This is a genomic window from Arthrobacter sp. R-11 (assembly GCF_049913155.1).
Classification (GTDB): Bacteria; Actinomycetota; Actinomycetes; order Actinomycetales; family Micrococcaceae; genus Arthrobacter.
In genome coordinates this window covers 2638647-2663837 of sequence record NZ_CP183979.1, presented here as the reverse complement: position 1 = coordinate 2663837, position 25191 = coordinate 2638647, and the positions used below count along the sequence as shown (strand labels likewise).

The 25191-nt window shown below is 66.2% G+C and carries 17 protein-coding genes and 1 pseudogene; 12 read left to right on the top strand and 6 right to left on the bottom strand.

Annotated elements, in window-relative coordinates; genetic code table 11:
• Positions 1-73 precede the first annotated feature (73 nt).
• The 3 genes from ACN9M4_RS12070 to ACN9M4_RS12060 all read right to left on the bottom strand — a co-directional run bounded on the left by ACN9M4_RS12070 (position 74) and on the right by ACN9M4_RS12060 (position 4630).
• The gene (locus tag ACN9M4_RS12070) at positions 74-1714 is read right to left on the bottom strand and encodes a GMC family oxidoreductase (protein ID WP_426298170.1); all 1641 of its coding nucleotides are present in this window, start codon (positions 1712-1714) and stop codon (positions 74-76) included.
• Positions 1715-3211, bottom strand: coding sequence for an aldehyde dehydrogenase family protein (locus tag ACN9M4_RS12065; RefSeq protein ID WP_426298168.1), 1497 nt, complete (start codon positions 3209-3211; stop codon positions 1715-1717).
• Positions 3212-4063: 852 nt separating this feature from the next.
• Positions 4064-4630 (bottom strand): TetR/AcrR family transcriptional regulator, encoded by a 567-nt coding sequence (locus ACN9M4_RS12060; RefSeq protein ID WP_426298166.1) that lies wholly within the window; start codon positions 4628-4630, stop codon positions 4064-4066.
• A gap of 430 nt (positions 4631-5060) precedes the next feature.
• On the opposite strand from ACN9M4_RS12060, the gene ACN9M4_RS12055 reads away from it, so the two are divergent.
• The 8 genes and pseudogenes from ACN9M4_RS12055 (at position 5061) to ftsY (ending at position 15997) form a co-directional block, all read left to right on the top strand.
• Positions 5061-6494, top strand: a complete 1434-nt coding sequence (locus tag ACN9M4_RS12055; RefSeq protein WP_426298164.1) for a glycoside-pentoside-hexuronide (GPH):cation symporter — start codon at positions 5061-5063, stop codon at positions 6492-6494.
• The gene (locus tag ACN9M4_RS12050; protein ID WP_426298162.1) at positions 6491-8170 is read left to right on the top strand and encodes a glycoside hydrolase family 13 protein; all 1680 of its coding nucleotides are present in this window, start codon (positions 6491-6493) and stop codon (positions 8168-8170) included. Before ACN9M4_RS12055 ends, ACN9M4_RS12050 begins: the two co-directional genes overlap by 4 nt.
• 174 nt (positions 8171-8344) lie before the next feature.
• Positions 8345-8911 (top strand): TetR/AcrR family transcriptional regulator, encoded by a 567-nt coding sequence (locus tag ACN9M4_RS12045; protein ID WP_426303462.1) that lies wholly within the window; start codon positions 8345-8347, stop codon positions 8909-8911.
• Positions 8912-9709: 798 nt separating this feature from the next.
• Positions 9710-10045 (top strand): hypothetical protein, encoded by a 336-nt coding sequence (locus tag ACN9M4_RS12040; protein ID WP_426298160.1) that lies wholly within the window; start codon positions 9710-9712, stop codon positions 10043-10045.
• Positions 10046-10288: 243 nt separating this feature from the next.
• A pseudogene (locus tag ACN9M4_RS12035) lies at positions 10289-10456 on the top strand (bifunctional DNA-formamidopyrimidine glycosylase/DNA-(apurinic or apyrimidinic site) lyase); the annotation flags it as partial.
• A gap of 62 nt (positions 10457-10518) precedes the next feature.
• Positions 10519-11007, top strand: a complete 489-nt coding sequence (locus tag ACN9M4_RS12030; RefSeq protein WP_426298158.1) for a hypothetical protein — start codon at positions 10519-10521, stop codon at positions 11005-11007.
• 115 nt (positions 11008-11122) lie between these two features.
• Positions 11123-14740 carry a chromosome segregation protein SMC gene (gene smc, locus ACN9M4_RS12025; RefSeq protein ID WP_426298156.1) on the top strand — a complete coding sequence of 1206 codons (3618 nt, stop codon included), beginning with the start codon at positions 11123-11125 and terminating at the stop codon, positions 14738-14740.
• A gap of 45 nt (positions 14741-14785) precedes the next feature.
• A complete protein-coding gene (gene ftsY, locus ACN9M4_RS12020) occupies positions 14786-15997 on the top strand; it encodes a signal recognition particle-docking protein FtsY (protein WP_426298154.1) in 1212 nt (403 codons plus the stop codon).
• A gap of 113 nt (positions 15998-16110) precedes the next feature.
• Here ftsY and ACN9M4_RS12015 read toward each other — a convergent pair whose 3' ends face one another.
• Positions 16111-17781 (bottom strand): hypothetical protein, encoded by a 1671-nt coding sequence (locus ACN9M4_RS12015; protein WP_426298152.1) that lies wholly within the window; start codon positions 17779-17781, stop codon positions 16111-16113.
• A gap of 92 nt (positions 17782-17873) precedes the next feature.
• Complete coding sequence (locus ACN9M4_RS12010) at positions 17874-19106, bottom strand: MFS transporter (protein ID WP_426298150.1); 1233 nt, start codon at positions 19104-19106, stop codon at positions 17874-17876.
• A 271-nt stretch (positions 19107-19377) separates the two neighbouring features.
• Here ACN9M4_RS12010 and ACN9M4_RS12005 point away from each other — a divergent pair, with 271 nt between their 5' ends.
• On the top strand, positions 19378-20724 hold the full coding sequence (locus ACN9M4_RS12005) for an ammonium transporter (protein WP_426298148.1): 1347 nt from the start codon (positions 19378-19380) through the stop codon (positions 20722-20724).
• The gene (locus ACN9M4_RS12000; protein ID WP_070347556.1) at positions 20721-21059 is read left to right on the top strand and encodes a P-II family nitrogen regulator; all 339 of its coding nucleotides are present in this window, start codon (positions 20721-20723) and stop codon (positions 21057-21059) included. Before ACN9M4_RS12005 ends, ACN9M4_RS12000 begins: the two co-directional genes overlap by 4 nt.
• A 149-nt stretch (positions 21060-21208) precedes the next feature.
• On the opposite strand, the gene ACN9M4_RS11995 is transcribed toward ACN9M4_RS12000, so the two are convergent.
• Positions 21209-22609, bottom strand: a complete 1401-nt coding sequence (locus ACN9M4_RS11995) for a glucose-6-phosphate dehydrogenase (RefSeq protein WP_426298146.1) — start codon at positions 22607-22609, stop codon at positions 21209-21211.
• Between the two features lie 157 nt (positions 22610-22766).
• Between ACN9M4_RS11995 and ffh the strand changes: the two genes are divergently transcribed.
• Together ffh and ACN9M4_RS11985 are read left to right on the top strand one after the other, a co-directional pair.
• A complete protein-coding gene (gene ffh, locus ACN9M4_RS11990; RefSeq protein WP_426298143.1) occupies positions 22767-24341 on the top strand; it encodes a signal recognition particle protein in 1575 nt (524 codons plus the stop codon).
• 113 nt (positions 24342-24454) lie between these two features.
• Positions 24455-25189 carry an alpha/beta fold hydrolase gene (locus ACN9M4_RS11985; protein ID WP_426298141.1) on the top strand — a complete coding sequence of 245 codons (735 nt, stop codon included), beginning with the start codon at positions 24455-24457 and terminating at the stop codon, positions 25187-25189.
• The last annotated feature ends 2 nt before the right edge of the window (positions 25190-25191 follow it).

Genomic DNA, 25191 nt, shown 5'->3' with positions numbered 1-25191 from the left:
CCGATTCTGGGCGATTCTTTTTTCTAATTCCAGGGTCCGGCGTGAATTCACCGCCGGTCGAGAACTTTTTCGGTCAGGCGAGTGAGGCGCTAAGTCTGGTATCCCCTGTCATTGTTTCGCCGGGCTGGCTGGCGCGGATGAGGTCCGCGCAGCGCTCCCCGATCATCATGACGGTGATGTTGGGGTTGACGGTGACGTGTTCGGGCATGACGGAGGCGTCGGCGACGCGGAGGCCGGTGACGCCCTTGACCCGCAGGTCGGGGTCGAGCGGCGACATGGTGTCGTCTGCCGGTCCCATGCGGACCGTGCCGACGGGGTGGTAGACGGTGTTGTGGGTCTTGCGGATGTAGTCGCGCAGTTCCTCGTCGGTCTGTGCCTCGATGCCAGGGGAGAGCTCCCGGCCGGCCCATTCGGCCATGGCGGGCTGGGCGGCGATTTCCCGTGCCTTGCGGATGCCGGCAACCATGACGCGCATGTCGTGGCCTTCGGGATCTGTGAAGTAGCGCGGATCCACCATGGGCTTGTCGCGGAAGTCCCGGCTGCGGAGACGGACGGTGCCGCGGGAGCGGGCGTGCGTGACATTGGGGGTGAGGCTGAAGCCATTCTCTGTGGTGGGGTAGCCGTGGCGCAGGGTGTTCATGTCGAACGGGACAGAGCCGTAATGCATCATCAGGTCCGGACGGTCCAGGCCCTCTTCGGTGGGGGTGAAGATGCCGATCTCCCACCACTGGGTGGAGGTCTGCACCATCGGCTGTTTGGCCTCGAACTGGACGACGCCCTCGGGGTGGTCCTGCAGGTTTTCACCCACGCCGGGGGAGTCGACCAGGACCTCGATGCCGTGCCCGGCGAGATGTTCTGCCGGTCCGATGCCGGAGAGCATCAGCAGCTTGGGAGTGTCGATGGCGCCGGTGGACAGGACGATCTCGCGTCGGGCGGAGAGCCGGTGGGTGCGGCCGAAAGCCGAGTCCACGACGTCGACGCCGGTGCAGCGCTTGTCAGCGTCGAACACCAACTGCCGGGCGCGCAGGCCGGTCAGCAGGGTGAAGTTTTCCCGGTCAATGATCGGGTGGATGTAGGAGACTGAGCTGGAGGCGCGGGTGCCGTCCGCGCGGCGGTTGATCTGGAAGAAGTTGGCGCCGTTGACTACGGTGGTGCCGGTGTTGAACTTCGCGCGTGGGATGCCTGCCTGTTCGCAGGCGTCCAGGAGTGCGACGCCGGCAGGGTCCGCCGGGGGCACGTTCATCAGGTGCACGGGGCCTGAGGTGCCGTGATGGGGTGCGTCGGGGCCGGCGTTTTCGTTGGTTTCCAGCCGCTTGTACAGGGGCCAGGCGGCGTCGGCGTTCCAACCGGTGGCGCCGTACTTGGACTCCCACTCGTCAAGGTCTTCCCGGGGCGCCCAGAAGGCGATGCAGGAGTTGTGGCTTGAGCAGCCGCCCATCACCTTGGCGCGGGAGTGGCGCATGAAGGAGTTGCCGTTTTCCTGCGGTTCCACCGGGTAGTCCCAGTCGTAGCCGGACTCGAGCAGCTCCATCCAGCGGTCAAGCTGAAGGATTTCGGGGATGCTGCGGTCATCCGGGCCGGCCTCGACGAGGGCCACGGTCACGGCCGGATCCTCGCTCAGCCGGGCGGCCACGGCTGCGCCGGCGGACCCGCCGCCGATGACGATGTAGTCGAACGTGCGCGCGCGCAGGTCCTCGATGTTGTCGGTGTGCATCTAGTTCTCCTTGCTGCGGTCAGAGAACCAGCCGGTGACCTGCGGGCTGGTGTTCTGGTAGATGTGCTTGGCTTCCTGGTATTCGGCCAGGCCCGTTGGGCCGAGTTCCCGGCCGATGCCGGACTGGCCGAAGCCGCCCCACTCGGCCTGGGGAAGGTAGGGGTGGTAGTCGTTGATCCAGATGGTGCCGTGCCGGAGGCGGGACGCCACTCGCTGCGCCTTGCCCGCGTCCTGGGTCCAGACCGCGCCGGCCAGGCCATAGATCGTGTCGTTGGCAGTCGCCACGGCCTCGTCCTCGGTGCGGAAGGTCTCGACCGTTACCACCGGGCCGAACGCTTCGTCCACGACGACGGACATCCCCCGCCGTACCCGGTCCAGGACGGTCGGCTGGTAATAGAAACCGGCGTCGTACTTCTCTCCATCAGGTGCCGCGCCACCGCACCGCAGCCGCGCACCCTCCTCCACGCCGCGCTGGACGTAGGCGTGGACCTTGTCGCGGTGGGCCGCGGAAATCAGCGGCCCGGTTTCGGCCGCCTCGTCGAAGGGGCCGCCCAGGCGAATGCCCTGCGCGCGGCGGACCAGCTCGTCTACGAAGCGCACGGCGATCGATTCCTCAACCACCAGCCGTGCCCCGGCGGAGCAGACCTGACCGGAGTGCACGAACGCCCCGTTCAGCGCATTGTCGACGGCGGCGTCGAAGTCCGCGTCGGCGAACACCACGTTGGGGTTCTTGCCGCCGAGTTCCAGCGCTATCTTCTTTACTGTGCCGGCGGCGGCCGCGGCAATGCGCTTGCCGGTCTCCAGGCCACCGGTGAAGGAGACAAGATCGACCGCGGGATGCTCCGAGAGCGGGGCACCTGCCTCCGCGCCGGTGCCCGTCACCAGGTTGGCCACGCCGTCCGGCAGGCCCAGGTCCTGCAGCAGCTGCATGGCCAAAATGGCCGTGGACGGGGTCAGTTCAGACGGCTTGAGCACGAAAGTGCAGCCGGCGGCCAGCGCTGGTGCGACCTTCCATGCCGCTTGGAGGAGGGGGTAGTTCCAGGGGGTGATCAGGCCGCAGACGCCCACGGGTTCGTAGACGATCCTGCTGGCGACGGCGGGGTTCCCCGCGTCCACCACGCGGCCGGCCTGCTGCCCGGCGAGCCGTCCGAAGTATTCGAAGCAGGCCGCGACGTCGTCCATGTCGATCCGGCTTTCGGTGATTCGCTTGCCGGTGTCCAACGATTCGGCACGGGCAAACTTCTCGCGGCGTGTCCGTAGTTCTTGGGCAACTTTGAGCAGGAAGGCGCCTCGATCCGGTGCCGGGACGCTGGACCAAACGCCGGAATCGAAGGCGGCGCGGGCGGCGGCGATGGCCCGCTCGGCGTCATCCCGGCCCGCCTCGGACACCGTGGCTACCAGCTCACCGTCGGCCGGGTTGCGGATCTCGCGGACGGCACCGGAGGCGGCCGGCTCCCACCGGCCGTCAATGTACAGGCTGGATGCAGTATCGGTCATGGTGTCTCCTTTGTTGGACGATGAGGTCGTCGCGATCTTTGCCTGGACTCCCTGCATATGTCCGCGGACTCTTCAGCAGCCGCGGGCGGCGTTCCGGGCATGACGATGCCACGCAGGAAGTCCGGCTGACTTTTTCTATGGATCAATTGCCGTGCTCATGGTCGAGTTCACGGGTGGGCCGAGGATGGCGGTGAGTCGCTGCAGGTGGCCACCATGGCGTAGTTGTTAGCGGTGCTCAGCCGTTAGCCGCATGCTGGAAGCAGGCGTGCTTTGTGGTCTTGTTGGCCTGCTGGCCTCAACTGAGCCAGCCGGTTGGCCGGGTAGTAGCAGAATGCCGCTATCGCTGCTGACGGGACTTTCGCCCGGGCTTTGCATCCATGCCGTGATTTACGCTGGACGTCAAGATTTCAATAAGTAGGCTATTCCGATTCATAGGACTCCTAACTGCGCTTCGGTGGCAAGCAGAGGGCCAGTCTTGCTATAGCAAAGGTTTCGGTGGCTTCTTACCCTTGCCTGGCGATCGGCTTGTTATGACCAGATAGAACGCTGCTTGGGACTTCAGTGTTGTACGAGTGTACAGTTTTTGTCGTACGGACGTACGACAACTTGCCAAGCGAAGGCCGCCGCAGGGCCTTCTGCCTTGCTTGCCAGAAGATGGCGGTGGCGCGGAACGGCGAATTCTTGCGGATTGGGGGCGGCTGCTGCTTAGGCGAGGAGCGGCCCCTCGTAAAAGTCATATTCAATGTGACGCGTGTAACAAAAGCGGTTTTCGAGGCCGGATCCGAGGGGCGCGATCGGTAATTAATGACGGCCACCCTGCTGTCATGGGTGTGGCCAGCATGGCCAGCCGCCTCAGGCTGCGAGCTTCTGGAGCGCATTCCTGGTCTGCTCAGGCGTTTGCTGCTGAGTGTCGAGGGCAAGGTGTGTGGAGGCACCTTCAATGTAGGTATTGATGGCGCGCGCCTGGGGCTCGTCAAAATGGCGCCCAAGTGACCTCAAGCCGACACCAATCAGATCGTGGACCAGTTCGCGGAGCGCGGGCTGTCGAGAAGCCAAGGCATAAAGTTCATAAGTGACGTTGTAGTCAGTCTGATCCGCGTGGAAATCGATGTGGATCAGGTCCACCACGGCATCGATGGCGGCGGCCCGATCCATCGGGCGATCCAAGCGATTCCTCACCAGGTCGGCGATGCGTCTCGCGTAAAGGCTGAAGGCCTCGAGGATCAGAGCATCGATTCCTGAAAAGTGGTAAGTAATCGTCCCGAGTGAGACGCCACACCGCGCGGCGACCCCCCTGTGCGACGTGCCGGCTACTCCGTTTTCCGCAATGGAGGCGTAGGCAGCGTCGATGATCTGCTCTCGACGATTAGGCTCCGGATGACTGAGCAATTTTCCCCCTGGGGTTTTGTGGGTAGGCAAGGGCCGATGGAGTCTAAGGATTCCACGTCTTTGATTTTGAATAGTGCACTGCGGCGCCACTGTGGCGTCCCGCTAGTTCGCCGAAGGAACTTCGAGTCAAGAGTGCCGATCGCGCTGCCCTCCTCGGTTGGGCTGGGCCGACCTGGGTGGGATGCTCGCGGTGGGCCGTGGTTTTCGAGACGTTCACGTCCCATACGGCGACAGTTTCCGCGAAGGCGAGGAAATATTCTCTGGGGTCTTGTACGACCGTACACCTCGGCGTACGATCGTACGCACAACTTGATGTACGAGTGTACGCCCGCGTTGGTCAACACTACTCTTTCGCGGTGATCGCGCACCTGTCAGCGGGCTGCAGACCTCGCAGTTTGCCCCCTCGTTCTCCCAACCACAATTCCGAGACGCTCCGTCGGAGCGTCGAAAGGACCCCACGATGATGACAAGAATCAGCGGCGTGACAGCGGCGCGCGTCCCGTTCTTAGAAAAGATCGCCTACTCCAGTGGCGATCTGGCGTTCAACCTTGTGTACGTAGCCACGGGTTCGTATCTCATGTTCTTCTACACCGAGGTCGTCGGTATCCCTGCCGGCGTGGTGGGTACGATGTTCCTCGTCGCCCGGCTGCTCGACGGCGTCTGGGACCTCGCAGTCGGCGGCTTGATGGAGAAGCTCAGGTCCAGGTTCGGCAAAGCCCGCCCGTGGCTGCTCTTCCTGGCTCTGCCTTACGGCGTGGCAGCCGCGCTCCTATTCACCGCTCCGAGTCTTGATGAGACCGGCAAGGTGGCCTACGCGTTCGCCACCTACATGCTCTCCGGCGTCATTATCTATACCGCCATGAACATCCCCTATGGGGCGCTCAGCGCTCTGATGACGGAGGATGCGGTAGACCGCGGCCTGCTCAGCAGCTTCCGCATGGTCGGAGCGTACGCAGGATCGCTTATCGTCGCCGCCCTGACCATGCCGTTGGTAGACGCGTTCGGCGGCGGCGCAGGGGCGTGGACCATGACGTTCTCCCTCTACGGTGCCCTGGCCGTGGTCATGTTCCTCATCGTGTTCAAGTACTGCAAGGAACGCGTCGGTTCCATCAGCCCGGACGGCACCCCACAGCGCAGCGGCGAACCCGCGTCCATGGCCGGGCGCTCGTTCACCCTCCGTGAGGGCGTCAGTTCGCTGGTGAGGAACAAGTACTGGCTGATGATGACGCTGTTCGGCATCCTTCTGTTGACCGCGTACGGGCTGATTGGCATCTATCCGTACTACGCACAGTACGTCCTCGGTGATGCGAACCTTTCAACGATGCTCTTCACCTTCCGTACCCTTGTGGAGTTCGCCGGGGTATTCATCGCGATCCCGCTCGTGAAGTGGATCGGAAAGCGCAACATCGCGCTCTCGGGCAGTGTTGCGGTGGTCGTCGGGCAGCTGGTGGTCGCTGCTGCTCCCACCTCGCTTCCGGTGCTGCTCGGCGGTCTGTCGATCGGCGGTGTCGGCGTAGGTGCGATGTTCGCCGTCCTGTTCGGCATGATCGGCGACACCATTGAGTACGAGCAGTGGCGCAGCGGAATCAGGGCAGAGGGCCTGGTCTTCGCCGGGGCGACAGTTGGCCAGAAGATCGGCGGCGCGCTGGGCGGAGTGGCGATCGGCTGGATGCTGGGCTTCGGCGGGTTCATCGAAGGCGGCGGCGACGCACCCCAGCCGACGTCCGCAATCGACGCCATCAGGTTCGTCTTCATCTGGCTGCCGCTGATCTTCGGAGCCGTGATGGCGACCCTGATGCTCGCTTACCGCCTCGACAAGGAGTACCCGCAGATCCTGGCAGACCTACAGGATCGGGCTGAGTCGGTCCAGCTCGCCAAGGAAGGTGAAGCATGAGCACCCTGCAGCAGGAGACCAAGGAGGACCTGGCAACGGTCGAGCATATCCACAAAGCATTCCCCACTTCTGAATGGTGGCGCACCGCGGTGATCTATCAGGTGTATCCACGCTCGTTCGCGGACGCGAACGGGGACGGGAACGGAGATATCTGCGGGATCACCGAACGTCTCGGGTACCTCCGCGACCTTGGCGTCGACGCGATCTGGATCTCCCCGTTTTACCCCTCGCCACAGGCGGACGGGGGATACGACATCGCGGACTACCGCGATGTCGACCCGATGTATGGGACGCTTGCGGACGTTGATGCGCTGATCGAAACCGCGCACGAACTCGGCCTCCGCGTGATGATCGATATCGTCCCGAACCATACAAGCGATGAGCACCCATGGTTCCAGGCTGCCCTTGCCGCCAGCCCCGGATCGCCGGAGCGTGCGCGGTACTGGTTCGTCGATTCTCCTGGCCTGCCCAACAACTGGCCCAGCGAGTTCGGCGGCCCGGCGTGGACGCAGGTGGAGGACGGCCAGTGGTATCTGCACTTGTTCGACCGCAAACAGCCCGACCTGAACTGGGAGAATCCCGAAGTCCGGGAACTGTTCGCTGGAACGCTGCGTTTCTGGCTGGACCGCGGTGTCGATGGGTTCCGCATCGACGTCGCCCATCACCTCATCAAGGCACCGGGCCTGCCCGACTTCGACGGCGACTGGGACGCCTACAACAGAGGCACGCTGCCAACGAACGCAGCCCCGTTCGCCGACCAGGACGGCGTGCACGACATCTTCCGCGAATGGCGGGCGATCCTTGAAAGTTACCCGGGGGACCGGGCGATGGTTGCCGAGGCCTGGGTGACTCCCCATGACAGGCTCGGACGGTATTTACGCGCCGATGAGTTCCACCAGGCGTTCAACTTCGACTACATGCGCGCCACGTGGAACGCCGAAGCATTGCGGCAGCAGATTTCCGCCACGCTGCGGAACACCGATGCCATAGGTGCCCCGGCAACCTGGGTACTGTCCAACCACGATGTCATCCGTCACGCAACCAGGCTCGTCCGGGAGGACCAGACGATGGCACCCTGGATCCTCGAAGCCACCGAACCACAGCCCGAAATTGAGTTGGGCCTGCGCCGAGCGCGAGCCGCCACCATGCTGATGCTCGCACTCCCCGGCAGTTCGTACCTGTACCAAGGGGAGGAACTCGGCCTGCGCGAGGTCATCGAGCTTCCCGCCGAATCACGTCAGGATCCGGACTACATCCGTGGCGGCGGGTTCCGGCTCGGCCGGGACGGGTGCCGCGTGCCGATCCCGTGGGAGAAGAACGCCCCGGCCTTCGGATTCAACTCAAGCGGAAAGTCCTGGCTCCCGCAGCCTGAGGACTTTGGCACCTATGCCGTGGATCAGCAACACGGCAATCCTGAATCCACGCTCGAGCTCTACCGCCGGCTACTGGCCATCCGTCGCGAACGGGGACTCGGTAATGCAGCCCTCGCCCTCGTCAATCTGGGCCCGGACCTGGTTGCCATCGATGTCACAAGCGCTCACGGCACAACCCGTGTAGTGCTCAACGTTGGCCACGTCCCGTGGACGCTTCCCCGGGACAGCAGAGTGCTGGCTTGGAGCGCCTGCGGAGAAACGATGGAGGTCCTTCCTCCTGACTGCGCGATCTGGCTCGCATAACCGCGGGACGGTGGGGTTCACAAAGCGGAGTTGCCGCTGTTTGTGAACCCCGCCCCCTGCGGGACTAAAGGCTTGGGATCGCGCCAGGCTTCTGAGCACGCTGCTTCACCGCAATAGCGTACGATCGTACGTGTAAGTAGCTGGCTCTACCGCCGACGTACCCGATTGAAGGAAATGATGGTCAACCAAATCGATCCCGGGCGGCGCGAACGCATCATCGACGCAGCTCTCGAATGCATCGCCGAGAGGGGCGTGGCTGGAACATCGCATCGCGTTGTCGCCAAGCGCTGCGGAGTTCCACTTGGTTCCATGACCTACCACTTCACGGGCATTGATGAACTCCTCCTCGAGGCATTTGGCCGCTTCACTCGACGTATCCGCGACATGGTAAGCGATAGATTCAGCCATGTGAAGGGCCCTGACGAAGCTATCGAAGCGGTAGTCGAACTCATCTACGAGGACTTCGAAACAGACCGGAACGTCTACCTTCTCTCTTATGAGCTCTACGCACTTGCCGTTCACCGAGCAGACTTCCGCACCCTGGTGCACGAAATGATCGAAGCAGGCTACAACGCACTTCGGCTTCATTTCGACGAGGAATCCGCCAGGGCAATCAACACCTACATCGAGGGTGCCTCAACGCACCATGCCCTCGACACAATGCCTCAGACCTCCGATCAAGCCCGCCGGGCACTCCGACGTCTCGCCTGCCTGGATCGTTTGCCAGCCCCTGCCAGCTAAACCGGTCGCTGCCATTTCCCGCGACCGCGGTATTCAAACTCCAAATGTCTCCTCGATGAGCTCTCAAGACCGTGGCTGACTTCGTGGCGCGCACCAGGGCAATGATGCCAGCATGCGCATCGCTTTACGCGCGACAAGGCCGCGCCGCGGTGACCGTCCGAGTCTGTCCACTCGGACTCCCGGGCGACAGCATTTCGGGAGACAATTCGCGGCGCACTAGTTGACGGCCCCCTCCGCCGGACACGGGTAATCGTGACCGAACTCGAGCCGCGTCTCACGGGAGGATCATCCATGCGAACGATTGCTCGTCCTCAGACGGACGCTTGTTGGTTCACTGGGCACATTGCGTTGAGTTGGATCAGGCGTGCTTCTGCCCGTGGACGGTGGCTAGGCGACGTCGAGTGCCTGGGGACAAAGCGCGGGTCATTCTCGCCGTAAAGTCGTCGCCTTCCTAAGGACTCCCGGCCATCTCAAGGGCTAACTCGATGGTTGCGAAGAACTCCGAGCTCATGAGGGCTCATTGAGAATGACTTCAAGAGGCGGATTGCGGCGTCCTCGTTCCATCCCGCTGATGTAGGTGTGGTCGATCTTGACATGATGTGGGAAGGCTTCCTGGGATCATCATCTGCGTTGATGACGCAGGTCGCGCGTGCGTTGCGATGTACCAAACCGCTCATAGATGCAGCGATTTCGATAGGTCGCCGAAGAGTCCACGGACTATGAGCACATTGAAGCGTTCGGGGTCATGAAAACGTTCGATCCGTTCTCTGGATGCTTATTAGACCTGGAGGAGCCCACATGCGCGAAGACGAATGGCTCAGCGTCGCCGCTGCGGCCGAGCGCCACCATTGCAGCACCAAGACCATTTGGCGACGTATCAAGCAGGGTGGTCTGCCGGCGCGCACTGAGAAGATGAGTGGCCGCGACGGTCGCCCAGTCATCAAGACGATGATCCGAGTCGCCGACCTGAACGACGCATTCGGACGGACTGCACACGACGACCATGTCCGGAAGGTCTGTGAGGCTGCGCCTCCGTTGACAGTCGAGCAGGTGAACGTCATCAGTAAGGTGCTCCTGGACCATCTCCAAGAGCGTGACGCCAAGCGACGAAGCTCCGGCGGAGCTGGACCGTGATGTAGAGGAGCGCCGGTCGGCCCCGGTGCTCCAGAGCGGCCTTGCCGCTCGACCGCACTTCGGCGGCCTGGCGGGCGGCCTCTCCCTTCGACTGCGTCCCTTCCAAGTTGAAGTCCACAGGTCGTACTCTGGTCCGTAGGCAGGGCGCGTTGTGGCGACGCCCTCCGGGCGAGAAACGAACTCTGACCTGCGGAAACGTGCCCCTTAGCACAATCTAAAGTTCAACGTATCTAACGTGTGTAGTCAGGCTACTTCGCCCGCTCGCTGGATGCCTACGGCAGGACCGGGCAGCCCTGCCGGCGCTGCGCCGAGGCGGGCCTGGCCGGCGTGATCAAGCGCGAACAGTTCATGAACCGCTCCTCGCACACCTGCCCGGTGTGCCAGCCCCGCCCGCGCAACGGCCGCTGGTAGCGGCCGCGTTTCCCGCCGGCGGCTCCGTTTCCCGGCACCGGCTCCGGTGGCAGACTGTGGGCATGAAAGCCTGGGCCATCCGGACGGCGATCGCGTTCGTCTTCAACGCCATCACCTTGTGGGCGGCGGCCATCCTGCCCGGCGTCCGGCTCGGCAACGGCTTCCCCTGGGTGGTCCTGCTCTTCACCGCCGCCAGCCTGGTGCTGCGCGGCACCGCCTCCGCCGTGTTCCGGCGGCTGGATGAACGGCGTCGGCTGGATGAACGGCGGCTGGACGGCGGACAGGGGCCCGACGGCGGACTGCCGCGACGCTTGAAAGCGGCCCGCAAGGTGCTGGTCGGGGTCGTAGGACTCGCCTTGAGCTTTGGCGTCCTCTGGCTCACCACCGCGTTCGCCGGCGGCTTCACCATCAGCGGTACGAGCGGCTGGGTGCTCGCCACCGTGGTGGTCTGGCTGGCCTCGATTATCTTCGACGCCGTCGACGACGGGCTCGAAAGCAAGGCACATCAACTGCTCGGCGGCCCCGGACCGGGCGGCCGTCGCCGGACATGAACCGGCTCCAAAGAGGCCCTGAAGAGCCCCTGAAGCGGCCCAAATCCGGTGATTGTCGGCGTCGGGCAGTAGATTTGGAAGCACAAAGCTGCCACTGGAGGAGTTCCGAACCACCTTGCATTTGAAAAGTCTGACTGTCCGGGGATTCAAGTCGTTCGCGTCGGCTACGACGTTCGACTTCGAACCCGGCGTCACTGCGGTGGTTGGCCCCAACGGTTCCGGCAAGTCCAATGTTGTTGACGCCCTCGCCTGGGTGATGGGCGAGCAGGGTGCCAAGACCCTGCGCGGCGGCAAGATGGAAGACGTCATCTTCGCCGGAACGGCGGGGCGCCCGCCGCTCGGCCGCGCACATGTATCGCTCACCATCGACAACGCCGACGGCGCGTTGCCCATCGAGTACAGCGAAGTCACCATTTCCCGCACCCTGTTCCGGGCCGGCGGCTCCGAGTACGCCATCAACGGCTCACCCTGCCGCCTGCTGGACATCCAGGAACTGCTCTCCGATTCCGGCCTGGGCCGCGAAATGCATGTGATCGTCGGGCAGGGCCAGCTGGACCGGGTCCTGCACGCCACCCCGGAGGACCGCCGCGGCTTCATCGAGGAGGCTGCCGGCATCCTCAAGCACCGCCGCCGCAAGGAAAAGACCGTCAGGAAGCTTGAGGCCATGCAGTCCAACCTGCAGCGGCTGGGCGACCTCACGGCCGAAATCCGGCGGCAACTGACGCCGCTGGGCAAGCAGGCCGAGGTGGCCCGCCGTGCCCAGACTGTGCAGTTCGAGGTCCGCGACGCCAAGGCCCGCCTGCTGGCCGACGAACTCGTCCGCCTCAACGAAGCATTGGAAGAAGACGTGGCCACCGAGGCTGCCCTGAAGGAACGCCGCGAAGCCGTGGAACTGGAGTTCGGCGCCGGTCGGCAGCGCCAGGCCGAGGTCGAGCGGCTCGCCGCCGAAGCCACCCCGCGGCTGAACGCCGCCCGGGATTCCTGGTACCAGCTCTCGGCTTCACGCGAGCGGCTCCGTGCACTCGGGGCGCTGGCGGCCGAACGGCGCCGCCTGCTGGGCAGCTCCGATTCGGTGCCTGACTCCGGACGGGACCCGGAGCAGCTGGAACGCCAGGCGGCGCGGGTCCGGGAGGAACAGGCCGCCTTGGAACAGGACATTGTGGCGCGCAAGGATGCCCTCGAGCGCGCCGGGCGGTCTCGCCAGGAGGCCGAGGAACTGGCCGCCGCCGAGGACAGGCGCCTGACGTCGGTGCTGCGGGCCGCGGCGGACCGCCGCGAAGGCATCGCCCGGCTCGTCGGTCAGCTCGCCGCGGCGCGATCGAAGGCCGAGGCGGCCGACGCCGAACGCGGGCGCCTGCGCGAATCCATGACCGCCGGGGAGGAGCGCCGCCGCCTGGCGCAGCAGGAATTCGCCGCCCTCGAATCCCAGGTGGCCGGGGTGGAGGACGGCGAGGAGAGCCTCGACGCCGAGTACGAGGAGGCCACGGCGCTTCTTGACGGCGTCGGCGCCGAAATCGAAGCCTTGAAGAACGCCGAACGGGAACAGCTCCGCGAACGGGACGCGCTCACCGCCCGCCGGGATGCCCTCCAGCTCGGCCTGAACCGCAAGGACGGCTCCGGCCGGGTGCTCTCCTCCGGCACCGCGGGCGTGCTCGGTGCGCTGTCCGAGATGCTCGCGGTCGAACCCGGTTATGAGACCGCGGTCGCCGCAGCCCTCGGCAGCCATTCGGACGCCGTGGTGGTTTCGGGGGCGGACGCCGCGAAGGCGGCCGTGCAGCTTTTGAAGGACGACGACGGCGGCCGGGTTTCGCTCCTGCTCGCGGACGGCGGAGTGGCGGTCCGGCCGGAAAGCGGGTTGCCGGCGCTTCCCGCGTTGCCGGACGGGGCCCGCTGGGCCACCGCGCTGATCCGCCGGAACGGCAGCAACGCCGGCTCCAGCGACGGCGCAGACACCATCGCCGCGGAGGTCCTGCTGGCGCGCACCGCCGTCGTCGACGGCCTGGACGCCGCAGCGGAGCTGATCGCCCGCCACCCCGGGCTGACCGCTGTCACCCGCGCCGGAGACGTCTTCACCGCGCTGACCGTCAGCGGCGGTTCGGCCGATGCGCCGTCGCTGCTTGAGGTGCAGGCCGCCGTCGACGACGCCGATAGCCGCCTCGCCGCCCTCACCGCCGGGCTCGAACGCGGCCGCTTCTCCCTGGCCGCCGCCGAAGCCCGGCGCGCCGAGGCACAGGAGCGCGCCGACGCCGCTTTGGAAAAGCTGCACGATTCCGACGCCCGGCTCGCCGCCGTCGCCGAACGGCTCGGCCACCTGAACTCGCAGCTGCGCAGCGCCGTCGCCGAAAGCGACCGCCTCGCCGAGTCCCTGGCAAAGGCCGAACTGAACATCGCCGTCGCCGAAGAAGCGCTGGAGGCGGCGGCCGAGCGCCTCGCCGCGGCCCAGGAAGCCCCCGAAGAAGACGAGCCGTCCACCGAACAGCGGGACGCCCTCGCCGCCGCTGCCAGCCAAGCCCGGGCCCATGAAATGGAGGTGCGCCTGGGGCTGCGCAGCGCCGAGGAACAGCTCAACGCCACAGCCAACCGGGCGGCATCGCTGGAACGTGCTGCCGCCGCCGAGCGCCGCGCCCGCGAGGAAGCAGCGCGCCGCGCAGAACGCCGCAAGGCCCAGGCCGCCCGGGCTGCCGCCGTGGCAGGGACTGTGGAGCAGGCCGTGCGATTCATCGATGCCTCCGTGGAACTGGCCGCCCGTGCCCGCGACCATGCCGAGGCCGTCAAGGAACAACGGGACAAGGAACTCGCCGGCCTGCGCAGCAGCAATGACGCACTGGCGCGGGAACTGGCCGGACTGACCGATTCGGTGCACCGCGACGAGCTCGCCCGTGCCCAGCAGCGGCTTCGCATCGAGGCCCTCGAAGCACGTTCGGTCGAAGAACTCGGGCTGGCCCCGGAACAGCTGGTGGCGGACTACGGCCCCGACCAGCCGGTGCCGCTTCCGGCGGACGGCAAGGACAAATGGGCCGAGCTGCGTGCCGAAGTGGACGAGGACGGCAACCCGGTCCCTGCGGGAAAGCCGTTCGTCCGGGAGGAGCAGGAAAAGCGGCTGCGCAAGGCCGAACGCGATCTCGCTGCCCTGGGCAAGGTCAACCCGCTCGCCCTGGAGGAATTCGCCGCGCTTGAGGAACGCCACCAGTTCCTCAGCACCCAGCTCGAGGACCTGAAGGCAAGCCGCAAGGACCTGCTGGACATCATCAAAGAGGTGGACAAGCGGGTCCAGCAGGTGTTCTCCGAGGCCTTCGCCGACACGTCCAAGCAGTTCGACCATGTTTTCAGCCGCCTGTTCCCTGGCGGCGAAGGCCGGCTGGTGCTCACCGACCCGGATGACATGCTGACCACGGGCATCGAGGTCGAAGCCCGGCCTGCCGGGAAGAAGATCAAGCGGCTTTCTCTGCTCTCCGGCGGTGAACGCTCCCTGACAGCTGTCGCCCTTCTCGTGGCGATCTTCAAGGCCAGGCCCTCGCCCTTCTACGTGATGGACGAAGTGGAAGCGGCCCTGGACGACACCAACCTGGGCCGGCTCATCACGATCTTCGAGGAGCTGCGCGAATCCAGCCAGCTGATCGTGATCACGCACCAGAAACGCACCATGGAAGTCGCGGACGCGCTGTACGGGGTGACCATGCGCGGCGACGGGGTCTCCACAGTCATCAGCCAGCGGCTCGACGCCGGGGTGTGACGGTTTTCGGGCCGGGACGCCATCCGGCTATGAGAAGCTAGGGGAGTGAACGATCTCCTCCCCATTATTCTGTCCATAGCCGCTGCCCTGGTGGTCATCGGCGGGCTGGTTCCGGTGCTCCTGAAGGCGCGGAAATCCGCCGCCAAGTACCCCGGAACGCGCGATGCCAACGATCCGGCAACCCCGGCCGCCGGCGGAACGCTGGTGGAAGAGTACGGCGGTGCCGTTGACGAACGGAAAGCCCCGGCCGGCGTCGTCGATGCCGCCGAGGCACCAGAAACGGAGCTGGCGGACGAGCCGGCCGGACTCGAAATCGTGCAGGTCGAGACCCCCGCCCCGGTGGAAGGCAGGCTCCAGCGGCTCCGCGCCCGCCTGGTCAAATCCAACACGATCCTCGGCAAGGGCCTGCTGGCCCTGCTTGCGAGCGACAAGATCGACGAGAACGTCTGGGACGAGGTCGAGGAAACCCTGCTCCTGGCCGACCTCGGCACCGAACCCACCACGGAACTCGTGGACGCCCTCCGTGAGCGCGTGAAGGTGCTGGGCACCCGCAGCCCCGAGCACGTCAAGGCGCTGCTGCGCGAGGAACTCATCAAGCTTGTCGATCCCACCATGGACCGCAGCCTGAAGGTCGAACGCAAGAACGGCCACCCCGCCGTCGTGATCGTGGTGGGCGTCAACGGCGTCGGCAAGACGACCACGGTGGGCAAGCTGGCCCGCGTGCTGGTCGCCGAAGACAAGGACGTGCTGCTGGGCGCGGCCGACACCTTCCGCGCCGCCGCTGCCGAGCAGCTGGCCACCTGGGGCCAGCGCGTCGGCGTCCCCACCGTGAAGTCCGACGTCGACGGCGCCGATCCTGCCTCCGTCGCCTTCGAGGCGGTCAAGGCCGGCATCGAGCAGGAAGTCGACGTGGTCATGGTCGACACCGCAGGCCGCCTTCAGAACAAGGTGGGCCTGATGGACGAACTCGGCAAGGTCAAGCGTGTCATCGAGAAGCTCGCCGAGGTGGACGAAGTCCTGCTGGTACTCGACGCCACCACCGGCCAGAACGGCCTGAACCAGGCGAAGGTCTTCGCCGAGGTGGTCAACATCACCGGCATCGTCCTCACCAAGCTGGACGGCACCGCCAAGGGCGGCATCGTCGTCGCGATCCAGAAGGCGCTCGGGGTGCCGGTCAAGCTGGTGGGTCTGGGCGAAGGGCCCGACGACCTCGCCCCCTTCGAAGCCGACACCTTCGTGGACGCGCTGCTCAACTAGCACCCGCTCCGAACTAAGGTACCGAAGCACTAAGGCACCGAAGCAGAAAGCCCGGCCGCCCGCAGGATCATCCCGCGTGCGGCCGGGCTTTTTGTGTGGCCGGGCTCTCGGTGTCAGTACGTGAAGTGCAGCACCGTGATTGTTCCGGAGGTCAACGGGAACTTCTGCACGCTTGATCCCTGAACGAAGTCCATGACCATGGGACGCTTGCTGTCGGCCACCGGGAGCGCCTTCTTCCCGTCGATCACCGTGGCACCGGCGGCGGTGTAGCCGGGGCCGGCCATCTGCGTCATGGTTCCGGCCTTGGGCTTGCCGGGCAGGCTGAGCGTGACAGTGGCCTGGCCGTCCTTCTGCGGGTCGTTCTTGTTGGCGATGTAGACGCTGGTGCTGCCGTCCGCGTGCTTCACCGCGTAGGCGTAGCTCAGCCCGCCGCCGGACTGCTCCAGCTTCAGGAACTTGCCGGTGCCCACGTCCGAGACCATCGCCAGGCCGAAGTAGCTCGGGTTCTCCTCGATGGCTCCATCGGGCTGCAGGTATTTACCGCCGGAGCAGATGGGGGACAGCGGCGGGCCGCCGACACAGGTGATCAGCGAGCTGTGGAAGCCGAGCCGCTTGATGCCCTGCTGAAGCCCGTTGAGCGCGAATTCGCTGTACCAAAGGGCCGAGGCGTGGTTCTTGGTGGTCGGGTTCGAACCCGGGCAGGCCGAAGGGCCGGTCTCCGTGAGCCAGGTCTCCAGGCCTGCGGCCGTCGCAGGCTGCATAGCCCTCCGGTCGTAGTCCCGCACCCGGGGATGCATGTAGTCGCTCATCAGGTTCGCCAGGGTCGGCTGGTCCCCGGGTTCGCTGCCCGAGCAGCTGGACAACGGGTAGTAGTGGAAGGACATGATGCGCTGCTGCGGCAGGGGGGAGCCGGCGAAGGCTTTCCACCAGGCTTCCGAATACGTACCGGGCCCGATGATGGGCACGCCGGGCGCCGCCGAGTTGATCGCTTCGGCGTAGGCCTTGAGTTCGTTGAGGTAATCGGGAATGCCCCAGCTTCCGGGGCGCAGGCCGTTGTTGGGGTAGCCGTTCGGTTCGTTGCCGATCGTGAGGCCCACCAGCCGCTTGCCGAAGATCCGGGCAGCATGCCTGCTCATGTCCGCGGCCCGGGCGGGATCGTAATGGCCAAGATCCACTGTCAGGTTCACGGTGCCGTCAATGGCGTCCACGAGGGTCTTGACCCGTTCAAGGTCCTTGGGCGTCACGGTGCGGGCCGGGTGGGCTTTGTCGCCCTGGCGGTCGCCGGGCATGGCTTCGCCCGAAGAGGTCCAGAAGAAGCGTCTGTCCACGGCATTGCCGCCGAAACGCAGCAGCGGCTTGCCCAGTCCCTTGAGGGTGGCCACGAGATCGGCGTTGGCGGAACCCAGGGAGGGATCGGCAAGGTCCGTGGCTTCGAGCGACAAGCCGACGGCCCCGGCCTCGATCGAGGTGCCGAGTTCGGAGGCCGAGACGTTGACCGTCATGGGGGCCACCGGGCGGGTTGCCGTGGCCTGCGGGCCGGGCTGCTTGTAGTAGTTCACCCCTGCCTGCTTCGTGAACTTCGGTGCCGGGCTCGGCACGGCGACGCTTCCGCCCGGGGGAGCAGGCTGCTGGGCGTTCAGGGCGAACGGCACGGCGATCGCCGCCCCGGCCACCAGGGCACCCGCAGCCGCCAGGGCCACCACCCTGCCCTTGCGGGCCTTGTTGCGTCGTGGTCGTCGGTCGGCGGCTTGCCCGCCGCCTGGCAGGTGGTCATGGGTGGCCACGGTGAAGTACCTCCGGGAAGCGGTGGGATTGGTCCTTGAGCCAGCCTAGACGATTTTGTTGCGGGCCTTTCGGCGTCCTTGCGCTCTTCCCGCTACGCCGCCCGGCGCCCGGGCAGGGTCTCCGGCGCGGCCAGCCACCAGAAGGCAGAAAGCAGCAGCAGGCTTCCGGTCGCGGCGAACGCCCAGCCGTAACCGAAGGCGTCCGCGAGCACGCCGGCCAGGACCGGGCCGACGATCGCGCCGGCGTCGGCAGCCATCTGGAATGTGGCCAGCACCTTGCCGCCGGAGCGTCCCTGTCCGAGGATGTCGCCGACGGCGGCCTGCTGGGCCGGGTTGAGCACCCCGGACCCGAAACCGGCCACTGCCGAGACCAGCAGGAAAGCTGTCAGGTTGTCCGTCAGGCCGATGGACGCCGTCGCGAGTCCGGTCAGCGCCAGGCCGGCGCTGATGAGCGGCTTGCGCCCGATCCGGTCCGCGAGGCGGCCCGAAAAGCTCAGGGCCACGGCATTGCCGCCGGCGAAGACCGCAAGGGCCCAGCCGGCGGACGCGGTGCCTGCCTGGAGAACCGCGACGGCGAACAGCGGCACCGTTGCCATGCGGACCCCGAATACTGCCCAGCCATTGCTGAAGCCGGAGAAAAGCGACGCCCGGTACGCAGGATTGCCAAGCGCCTCGCGCAACGGCATCGCGGGGCCGGCGGTCCCGCCTTCCGTTGCGGCGGATGGGCGGGCCCCGAGTTGGAACCGGACCAGCAGCGCAGCCAGGACGAGCGCCGCGGCATATGCCAGGAATGGCACCCTCAGCCCGAAACCGGCCAGCAGGCCTCCGACGACGGGACCGAGCACGCTGCCCAGCAGGAACGCCGAGGAGTAAGCACCTGACACCCGGCCACGGCTTTCGGGCGGCGCGAGCCTGATCAACAGACCCATTGCCGCCACGGTGAACATCACCGAGCCGGCGCCGCCGAGTCCGCGGTAGATGAGCAACTGCCAGTAGTCCTGGGCGAAGGCGCAGGCCGCCGTCGAGACCGCCACGATCAGGAGGCCGGACACATACACGGTGCGCTCGCCCAGCCTGCCGATCAGGGCGCCGCCGGCCGGGGCGAAGGCAAGGCGCATGAAGGCGAAGATGCTCACAATGACCGCCGCGGCGGTAGCGCCCACGTCGAAGGTGGTGGCGAACTGCGGCAGCACCGGGGCCACCAGGCCGAAGCCGAGGGCGATCAGGAACGCCGCCAGCAACATGACCTTGATGTCGCGGGGCAGCGCGGGGCGCCGGAGCGGGGTGTGGGAACCGGTGGAGGGCTCCCGGGTTGTTTCACGCATGCAGCGGCGGACCTCAAAATCGGTGGGGTTTCAGGACGGTGCTTCCAAGGTAACAAAGGGCGTGGGCCGATGATTCCGACTGCCGGGTGTGAGCCGCGAAACATCGCTGTAACGCGCAGGATATGCACCATTTACCTTTGGGAAGTTCTTGTAACAGGCGCGCAATCTAAATCCCGCGCGGGCGAAACACGGCGAGCTGAAACTTTTGTGTAGAACGCAAACGGCGTTGGTACAGGCGGCATTGGCCGCACAAGCAGAGAGGACGCAGACCATGGAATTTACCGCCGGTCTCGTTTGGCTCCTGGTCGCAGCGGCACTCGTGCTGTTCATGACCCCGGGCCTGGCATTCTTCTACGGCGGCATGACCCGTGCCAAAGCCGCCCTGAACATGATGATGATGAGCTTCATCGCCATCGGCACCGTGGCAATTGTCTGGGTCCTGTGGGGCGCCTCGATGTCCACCAGCAACAAGGACAACTTCTTCCAGATCTTCGCGAACCCCTTCAGCCACTTCGGCCTTCACAACTTCACCGAACCGGCCGATCTGTTGAAGGTCGGCTACGCCGCCACCTTCGCCATCATCACCGTGGCGCTGATCTCCGGCGCCATCGCCGACCGTGCCAAGTTCTCGGCCTGGACCCTCTTCACCCCGATCTGGGCAACCCTGGTCTACGCGCCCATGGCCTACATGGTCTGGGGCGGCGGCCTCTTCTCGGCTGATGGCTGGTTCGGCCAGACCTTTGCCCCGGTCATCGATTTCGCCGGCGGCACCGTGGTGCACATCAACGCCGGTGTCGCCGGCCTGATCCTCGTGCTGATCATCGGCAACCGCAAGGGCTTCGGTAAGGACCCGAACCACCGCCCCCACAATGTGCCCCTGATCATGCTCGGCGCTGCCATCCTGTGGTTCGGCTGGTTCGGCTTCAACGCCGGTGCCGCCGCCACGGTGGAGCAGGGCGGCCTGATCTGGATCAACACTCTCGTTGCCCCGGCTGCTGCCATGCTCGGCTGGCTCGTGGTGGAACGCATCCGCGACGGCCACCCGACCTCGCTCGGCGCGGCTTCCGGTGTGGTTGCCGGGCTCGTGGCCATCACCCCGGCCTGCGCGAACGTTTCCCCCCTGGGCGCCATCGCCCTCGGCGCGGTGGCCGGCGTGGCCTCGGCCCTCGCCGTCGGCCTGAAGTTCAAGCTCGGCTACGACGACTCGCTGGACGTTGTGGGTGTCCACCTGGTCTCCGGTGTCATCGGCACCGTGGCCATCGGGTTCCTCGCCACCCCCACCCAGGGCGCGGCAGGCCTCTTCTACGGCGGCGGCACCACCCAGCTCGTGGCGCAGGCACTCGCGGCGCTCGCCTCGATCGCCTTCACCGCGGTCATGACGTTCATCATCGCGTACCCGATCCACAAGATCATGGGCTTCCGCATCTCCGAGCGTCAGGAAATTGCCGGTGCGGACCTGAGCCTGCACGCCGAAACCGCCTACGAATTCGGCGTCGGCGGACACGGCGGCAGCTTCCAGCCCCTGCACGAACTGATCACCGGCAAGAAGGCGGCTCCCGCCGAGGCCGAAGAAACCACCGAAGCCACCACTGCAAGCAAGGAGAGTGTCCAGGCATGAAGCTCATCACCGCGATTGTCCGTCCGGAGAAGCTTGAGGCTGTCCGTGAAGGCCTCGAGGCCTACGGCGTCCAGGGACTGACGGTCAGCGCGGCCAGCGGATACGGCCGCCAGCGCGGCTACACGGAGGTGTACCGGGGAGCCGAGTACAACGTTGATCTCCTTCCGAAGATCCGCATCGAAGTACTGGCCACGGACGAGCAGGCCGATGACATCCTCGATGTCCTGATCGCTTCGTCCAACACCGGACGCGCCGGCGACGGCAAGGTCTGGACGGTGGACGTCCACGAGGCAGTCCGGGTCCGTACCGGAGAACGCGGCGCAGCCGCCATCTGAACGACCAGAGCGGCCGCCATCCAGAAGGACCAGTGCGGCCGCAACTGAGCGATCAGCGGGCCATCCGCCGGAGGCAAGGAACGGGCCGGGTACCGACAAGGTACCCGGCCCGTTCTTCTGCGTCCGGCTGCTGCTGGATGCTGCGGGCCTCAGCCCTCGACGGCGGTGGGCCAGCCGGCGGGACCGGCGCTGCCGGCGTCGTACTTCTCCATCGGGACGGAATCCCTGGCCCAGGCGGCGAGGACCGGTTCCACGATCCGCCAGCACTGTTCGGCGGTGTCGCCGCGCACCGACAGCAGGGGATCGCCGCTGATGACTCCTTCGAGGACTTCACCGTAGGGAAGCAGTTCGGAGGCGTTGAGCTCGGCCAGGAGCGTGGCACGGTCGAGGCTGAAGACGTCCCCGGGGCCGTTGACGTCGACGTCGAGCTTCAGCGTGTCCGGGCCGAAACCGATCCGCAGCTGGTTGGGGGCGTCCACCCCTTCGAAGCCCTTCGGCAGGTGCGGCACGGGGCGGAAGGTGACCACCGCTTCCTTGCGCTTCAGGCCCAGGGCCTTGCCCGAGCGCAGGATGAACGGAACGCCCTTCCAGCGCCAGTTGTCGATGCCCACCTCCACTTCCGCGAGGGTTTCCGTGTCCCGGGACGGATCCACGCCCTCCTCGGCGGTGTAGTCAGGGACATCGCGGCCCCCGATCATCCCGGCGCTGTAACGGGCCCGGCGCGTCGACTTCTTGTACGGTGCGGTGATGTTGCTGGCGCGCAGGACCGTGGAGATCGCATCGCGCAGGTCGCGCTCGCCGATGGTAGCCGGGGCATCGATGGCGAGCAGGGCCATGATGTGCAGGAGATGGCTCTGGATCATGTCACGCAGGGCGCCGGCGCCGTCGTAGTAACGGGCACGGCCTTCCAGGGCAAGGTCCTCGTCGAAGATGATCTCGACCTTCTCGATGTGCTCGCGGTTCCACACCGGTTCCAGGAAACGGTTGGCGAAGCGCAGGCCCAGGATGTTCAGCACCGTGGCCTTGCCCAGGAAGTGGTCTACGCGGTGGATGTGGTCTTCCGGTACCAGGGCTGCCAGTGTCCGGTTCAGGGCTTGCGCGGAGTCGGTGCCCGAGCCGAAGGGCTTTTCCAGGACGAGTCGGGTGCCGGGCGGGAGCTGCGACGGATCCAGGATTTCGCAGGCCTTCTGGCTGACCTGCGGCGGGAGGGCGAAGTACACGGCAACGGGTGCCTCCAGCCCGCTTATCAGCCCGGCAAGGCTCCCGTCGGCCGTGACGTCGAGGCCGTGGTAGGCGGTGTCCCTTTCCATCGCGGCGAGGGCGGCTTTGCCTGCTTCGGCGGCGGACTTTGCGGCCTCGGCGAAGGAGTCCTGGACACGTCTGCTCCACTGTGCCGCGGTCCAGTCATCGGAGCCCGCACCCACGAGCTTCAGGCCCGTGGCCCGGCCTGATGCCACCAGCCGCGCCAGTCCCGGAAGCAGCAGCCGGCCCGTGAGGTCCCCCGAAGCGCCAAGGATGAGCAGTGTTTTCACAGTGTTTTCGCTGGTCACTGTGCCAGCATGCCATCTTGGAGGTGCAACTTGGTACCCTAGATAGTCGGGTCCCGCAGCCGCGTTGAATCAGTGTTGTCCGGGACAATGATCGGCAATGATGCAGGCGCGCCGTTCCGGCCGCCATCCGTAGACCATTGAAAGAAGTGCACGTCGCGTGTTCAATTCACTCTCTGACCGGTTGACAGCAACCTTCAAGAATCTCCGTGGCAAGGGCCGCCTCTCCGAGGCCGACGTCGATGCCACAGTCCGGGAGATCCGCCGCGCCCTGCTGGACGCGGATGTTGCTGTTCCCGTGGTCCGTGAATTCGCCGGACGCATCCGCGAACGTGCCCTCGGCGCCGAGGTTTCGGCCGCGCTGAACCCGAGCCAGCAGATCGTGAAGATCGTCAACGAGGAACTCGTCGAGATCCTCGGTGGCGAGACCCGCCGTATCCGGCTGGCCAAGACCGGCCCCACCATCATCATGCTCGCCGGCCTCCAAGGTGCCGGAAAGACGACCCTCGCCGGCAAGCTTGCCAAGTGGATGAAGTCCCAGGGCCACAGCCCCATCCTGGTGGCCTGCGACCTCCAGCGGCCCAACGCCGTCACCCAGCTCCAGGTAGTGGGCAGCCGCGCCGGCGTACCGGTCTTCGCCCCCCACCCGGGAACCACCTCCGACCTTGAGACTCCCACCGGTGACCCGGTCGCCGTCGCGAAGGCCGGCGTCGACGAAGCCCGTCAGAAGCTGCACGACGTCGTGATCGTGGACACCGCCGGCCGGCTCGGCGTCGACGCCGAAATGATGGACCAGGCGCGCCGGATCCGCCAGGCGATCATCCCGAACGAAGTCCTCTTCGTCATCGACGCGATGATCGGCCAGGACGCGGTCAACACCGCGCACGCTTTCGACGAGGGCGTCAACTTCACCGGCATCGTGCTGTCCAAGCTCGACGGCGATGCCCGCGGCGGTGCCGCTCTGTCGGTGTCCTCCGTGACCGGCAAGCCCGTCATGTTCGCTTCCACCGGCGAAGGCCTGGACGACTTCGAGCTGTTCCACCCGGACCGCATGGCCTCGCGCATCCTGGACATGGGCGACGTCCTCAGCCTGATCGAGCAGGCGGAGAAGAACTGGGACAAGGACGAAGCCGCCCGGATGGCGAAGAAGTTCGCCGACCAGGAAGACTTCACCCTGGATGACTTCCTGGCCCAGATGCAGCAGATCCGCAAGATGGGCTCCATGAAGAAGATGCTCATGATGATGCCGGGTGCGCAGAACATCCGCCAGCAACTTGAGCAGTTCGACGAGCGCGAGATCGACCGGGTCGAAGCGATCGTGCGTTCCATGACCCCGCACGAGCGCGTGGCGCCGAAGATCATCAACGGTTCCCGCCGTGCCCGCATCGCCCGTGGCTCCGGTGTGCACGTCTCGGAGGTCAACGGCCTGCTGGAGCGTTTCGCCCAGGCGCAGAAGATGATGAAGAAGCTCGCCCAGGGCGGCGGCATGCCCGGAATGCCGGGGATGCCGGGCATGGGTGGTGCCGGGGCACGCAAGGGCGCCAAGAGCGCACCCAAGAAGAAGGCACGCTCCGGCAACCCGGCCAAGGCGGCGCAGGAGCTGCGGGATGCCGAGGCCAAGCGCAAGGCTGCTGCTTCCGCGCCGAGCGGTGCCGCATTCGGCCAGGGGGCGGCCGACTTCGATCCCTCGCAACTGAACCTGCCCAAGGGCTTCGACAAGTTCCTCGGCAAGTAAGCCGGTAGGTGGGCCGCGGCGCCGCCGGTCCGGCAGGGTGTCAGCGTAGCGCCCAGCTTGCTCCCCAACCTCGCTTCGCTCGGCTGGGGTTCCTCGCAAACTAGGCTGGAGCAATGGAAAAGCAACGTGTTGTCTTCGTCCACGGCGGCGGCTCATTCGGAGCCGCCGCGTGGCCGAAGCAGCACGGCATGGCCTTGCAGTATGACGCCCTCTTCCTGCGGCGCCACGGCTTCGATCCGGTGGCGGAGCCCGTGGAGCCGTCTGTCGCCGCCGACGTCGCAATCATCCTTGCTGCCCTGGAAGCCGGGGGCACGCCCGGCGGACACCTCGTGGCGCACTCCCTGGGCGCCATCCCGGCGATGCTGGTCGCCGTCGAGCATCCGGAACTGGTGCGCTCCCTGGTCCTGGTGGAACCGGCCTGCCTGTCCCTGACCGCGGAACTTCCCGCCACCATGGCGTACCGGACCCTGATGGAGCCTCTGTTCGAGGCCCGGCACCGGCTGGGCGACGAGGAATACCTGAAGGAGTTCCGGCGCCGCACAGCCTCGCCCGTGGCCGGGCCGGCGTCGACCGAGGATCCGCGCCGAGCCGCACGGCGGCTGAGGCTGCAGGCCCCGCCGTGGGAAGCGCCGCTGCATATCGTTCCGGGCGTTCCCACCCTGGTGCTCACGGGTGGCTGGGAACCCCTCTACGAGGAGATCGCCGCCTACCTGCGCGAAACCGGTGCCCTCCACCGCGTTGCGGCAGGAGGACACCGGCCCCAAGATTCGCCCGAAGGAGACCGGATCATCCGCTCCTTCATCGCGGAATCCGGCCGGGCGCAGGCATCCCGCAGGCACCCGGCCTAAGG

Coding starts and splice junctions, on each gene's coding strand:
- ACN9M4_RS12010 (WP_426298150.1), bottom strand. CDS start 19,106: ATGCGTGAAACAACCCGGGAGCCCTCCACCGGTTCCCACACCCCGCTC.
- ACN9M4_RS12050 (WP_426298162.1), top strand. CDS start 6,491: ATGAGCACCCTGCAGCAGGAGACCAAGGAGGACCTGGCAACGGTCGAG.
- ACN9M4_RS12005 (WP_426298148.1), top strand. CDS start 19,378: ATGGAATTTACCGCCGGTCTCGTTTGGCTCCTGGTCGCAGCGGCACTC.
- ACN9M4_RS12040 (WP_426298160.1), top strand. CDS start 9,710: ATGCGCGAAGACGAATGGCTCAGCGTCGCCGCTGCGGCCGAGCGCCAC.
- ACN9M4_RS12070 (WP_426298170.1), bottom strand. CDS start 1,714: ATGCACACCGACAACATCGAGGACCTGCGCGCGCGCACGTTCGACTAC.
- ACN9M4_RS11985 (WP_426298141.1), top strand. CDS start 24,455: ATGGAAAAGCAACGTGTTGTCTTCGTCCACGGCGGCGGCTCATTCGGA.
- ACN9M4_RS12045 (WP_426303462.1), top strand. CDS start 8,345: ATGATGGTCAACCAAATCGATCCCGGGCGGCGCGAACGCATCATCGAC.
- ACN9M4_RS12065 (WP_426298168.1), bottom strand. CDS start 3,211: ATGACCGATACTGCATCCAGCCTGTACATTGACGGCCGGTGGGAGCCG.
- ACN9M4_RS12030 (WP_426298158.1), top strand. CDS start 10,519: ATGAAAGCCTGGGCCATCCGGACGGCGATCGCGTTCGTCTTCAACGCC.
- ACN9M4_RS12055 (WP_426298164.1), top strand. CDS start 5,061: ATGATGACAAGAATCAGCGGCGTGACAGCGGCGCGCGTCCCGTTCTTA.
- ACN9M4_RS12000 (WP_070347556.1), top strand. CDS start 20,721: ATGAAGCTCATCACCGCGATTGTCCGTCCGGAGAAGCTTGAGGCTGTC.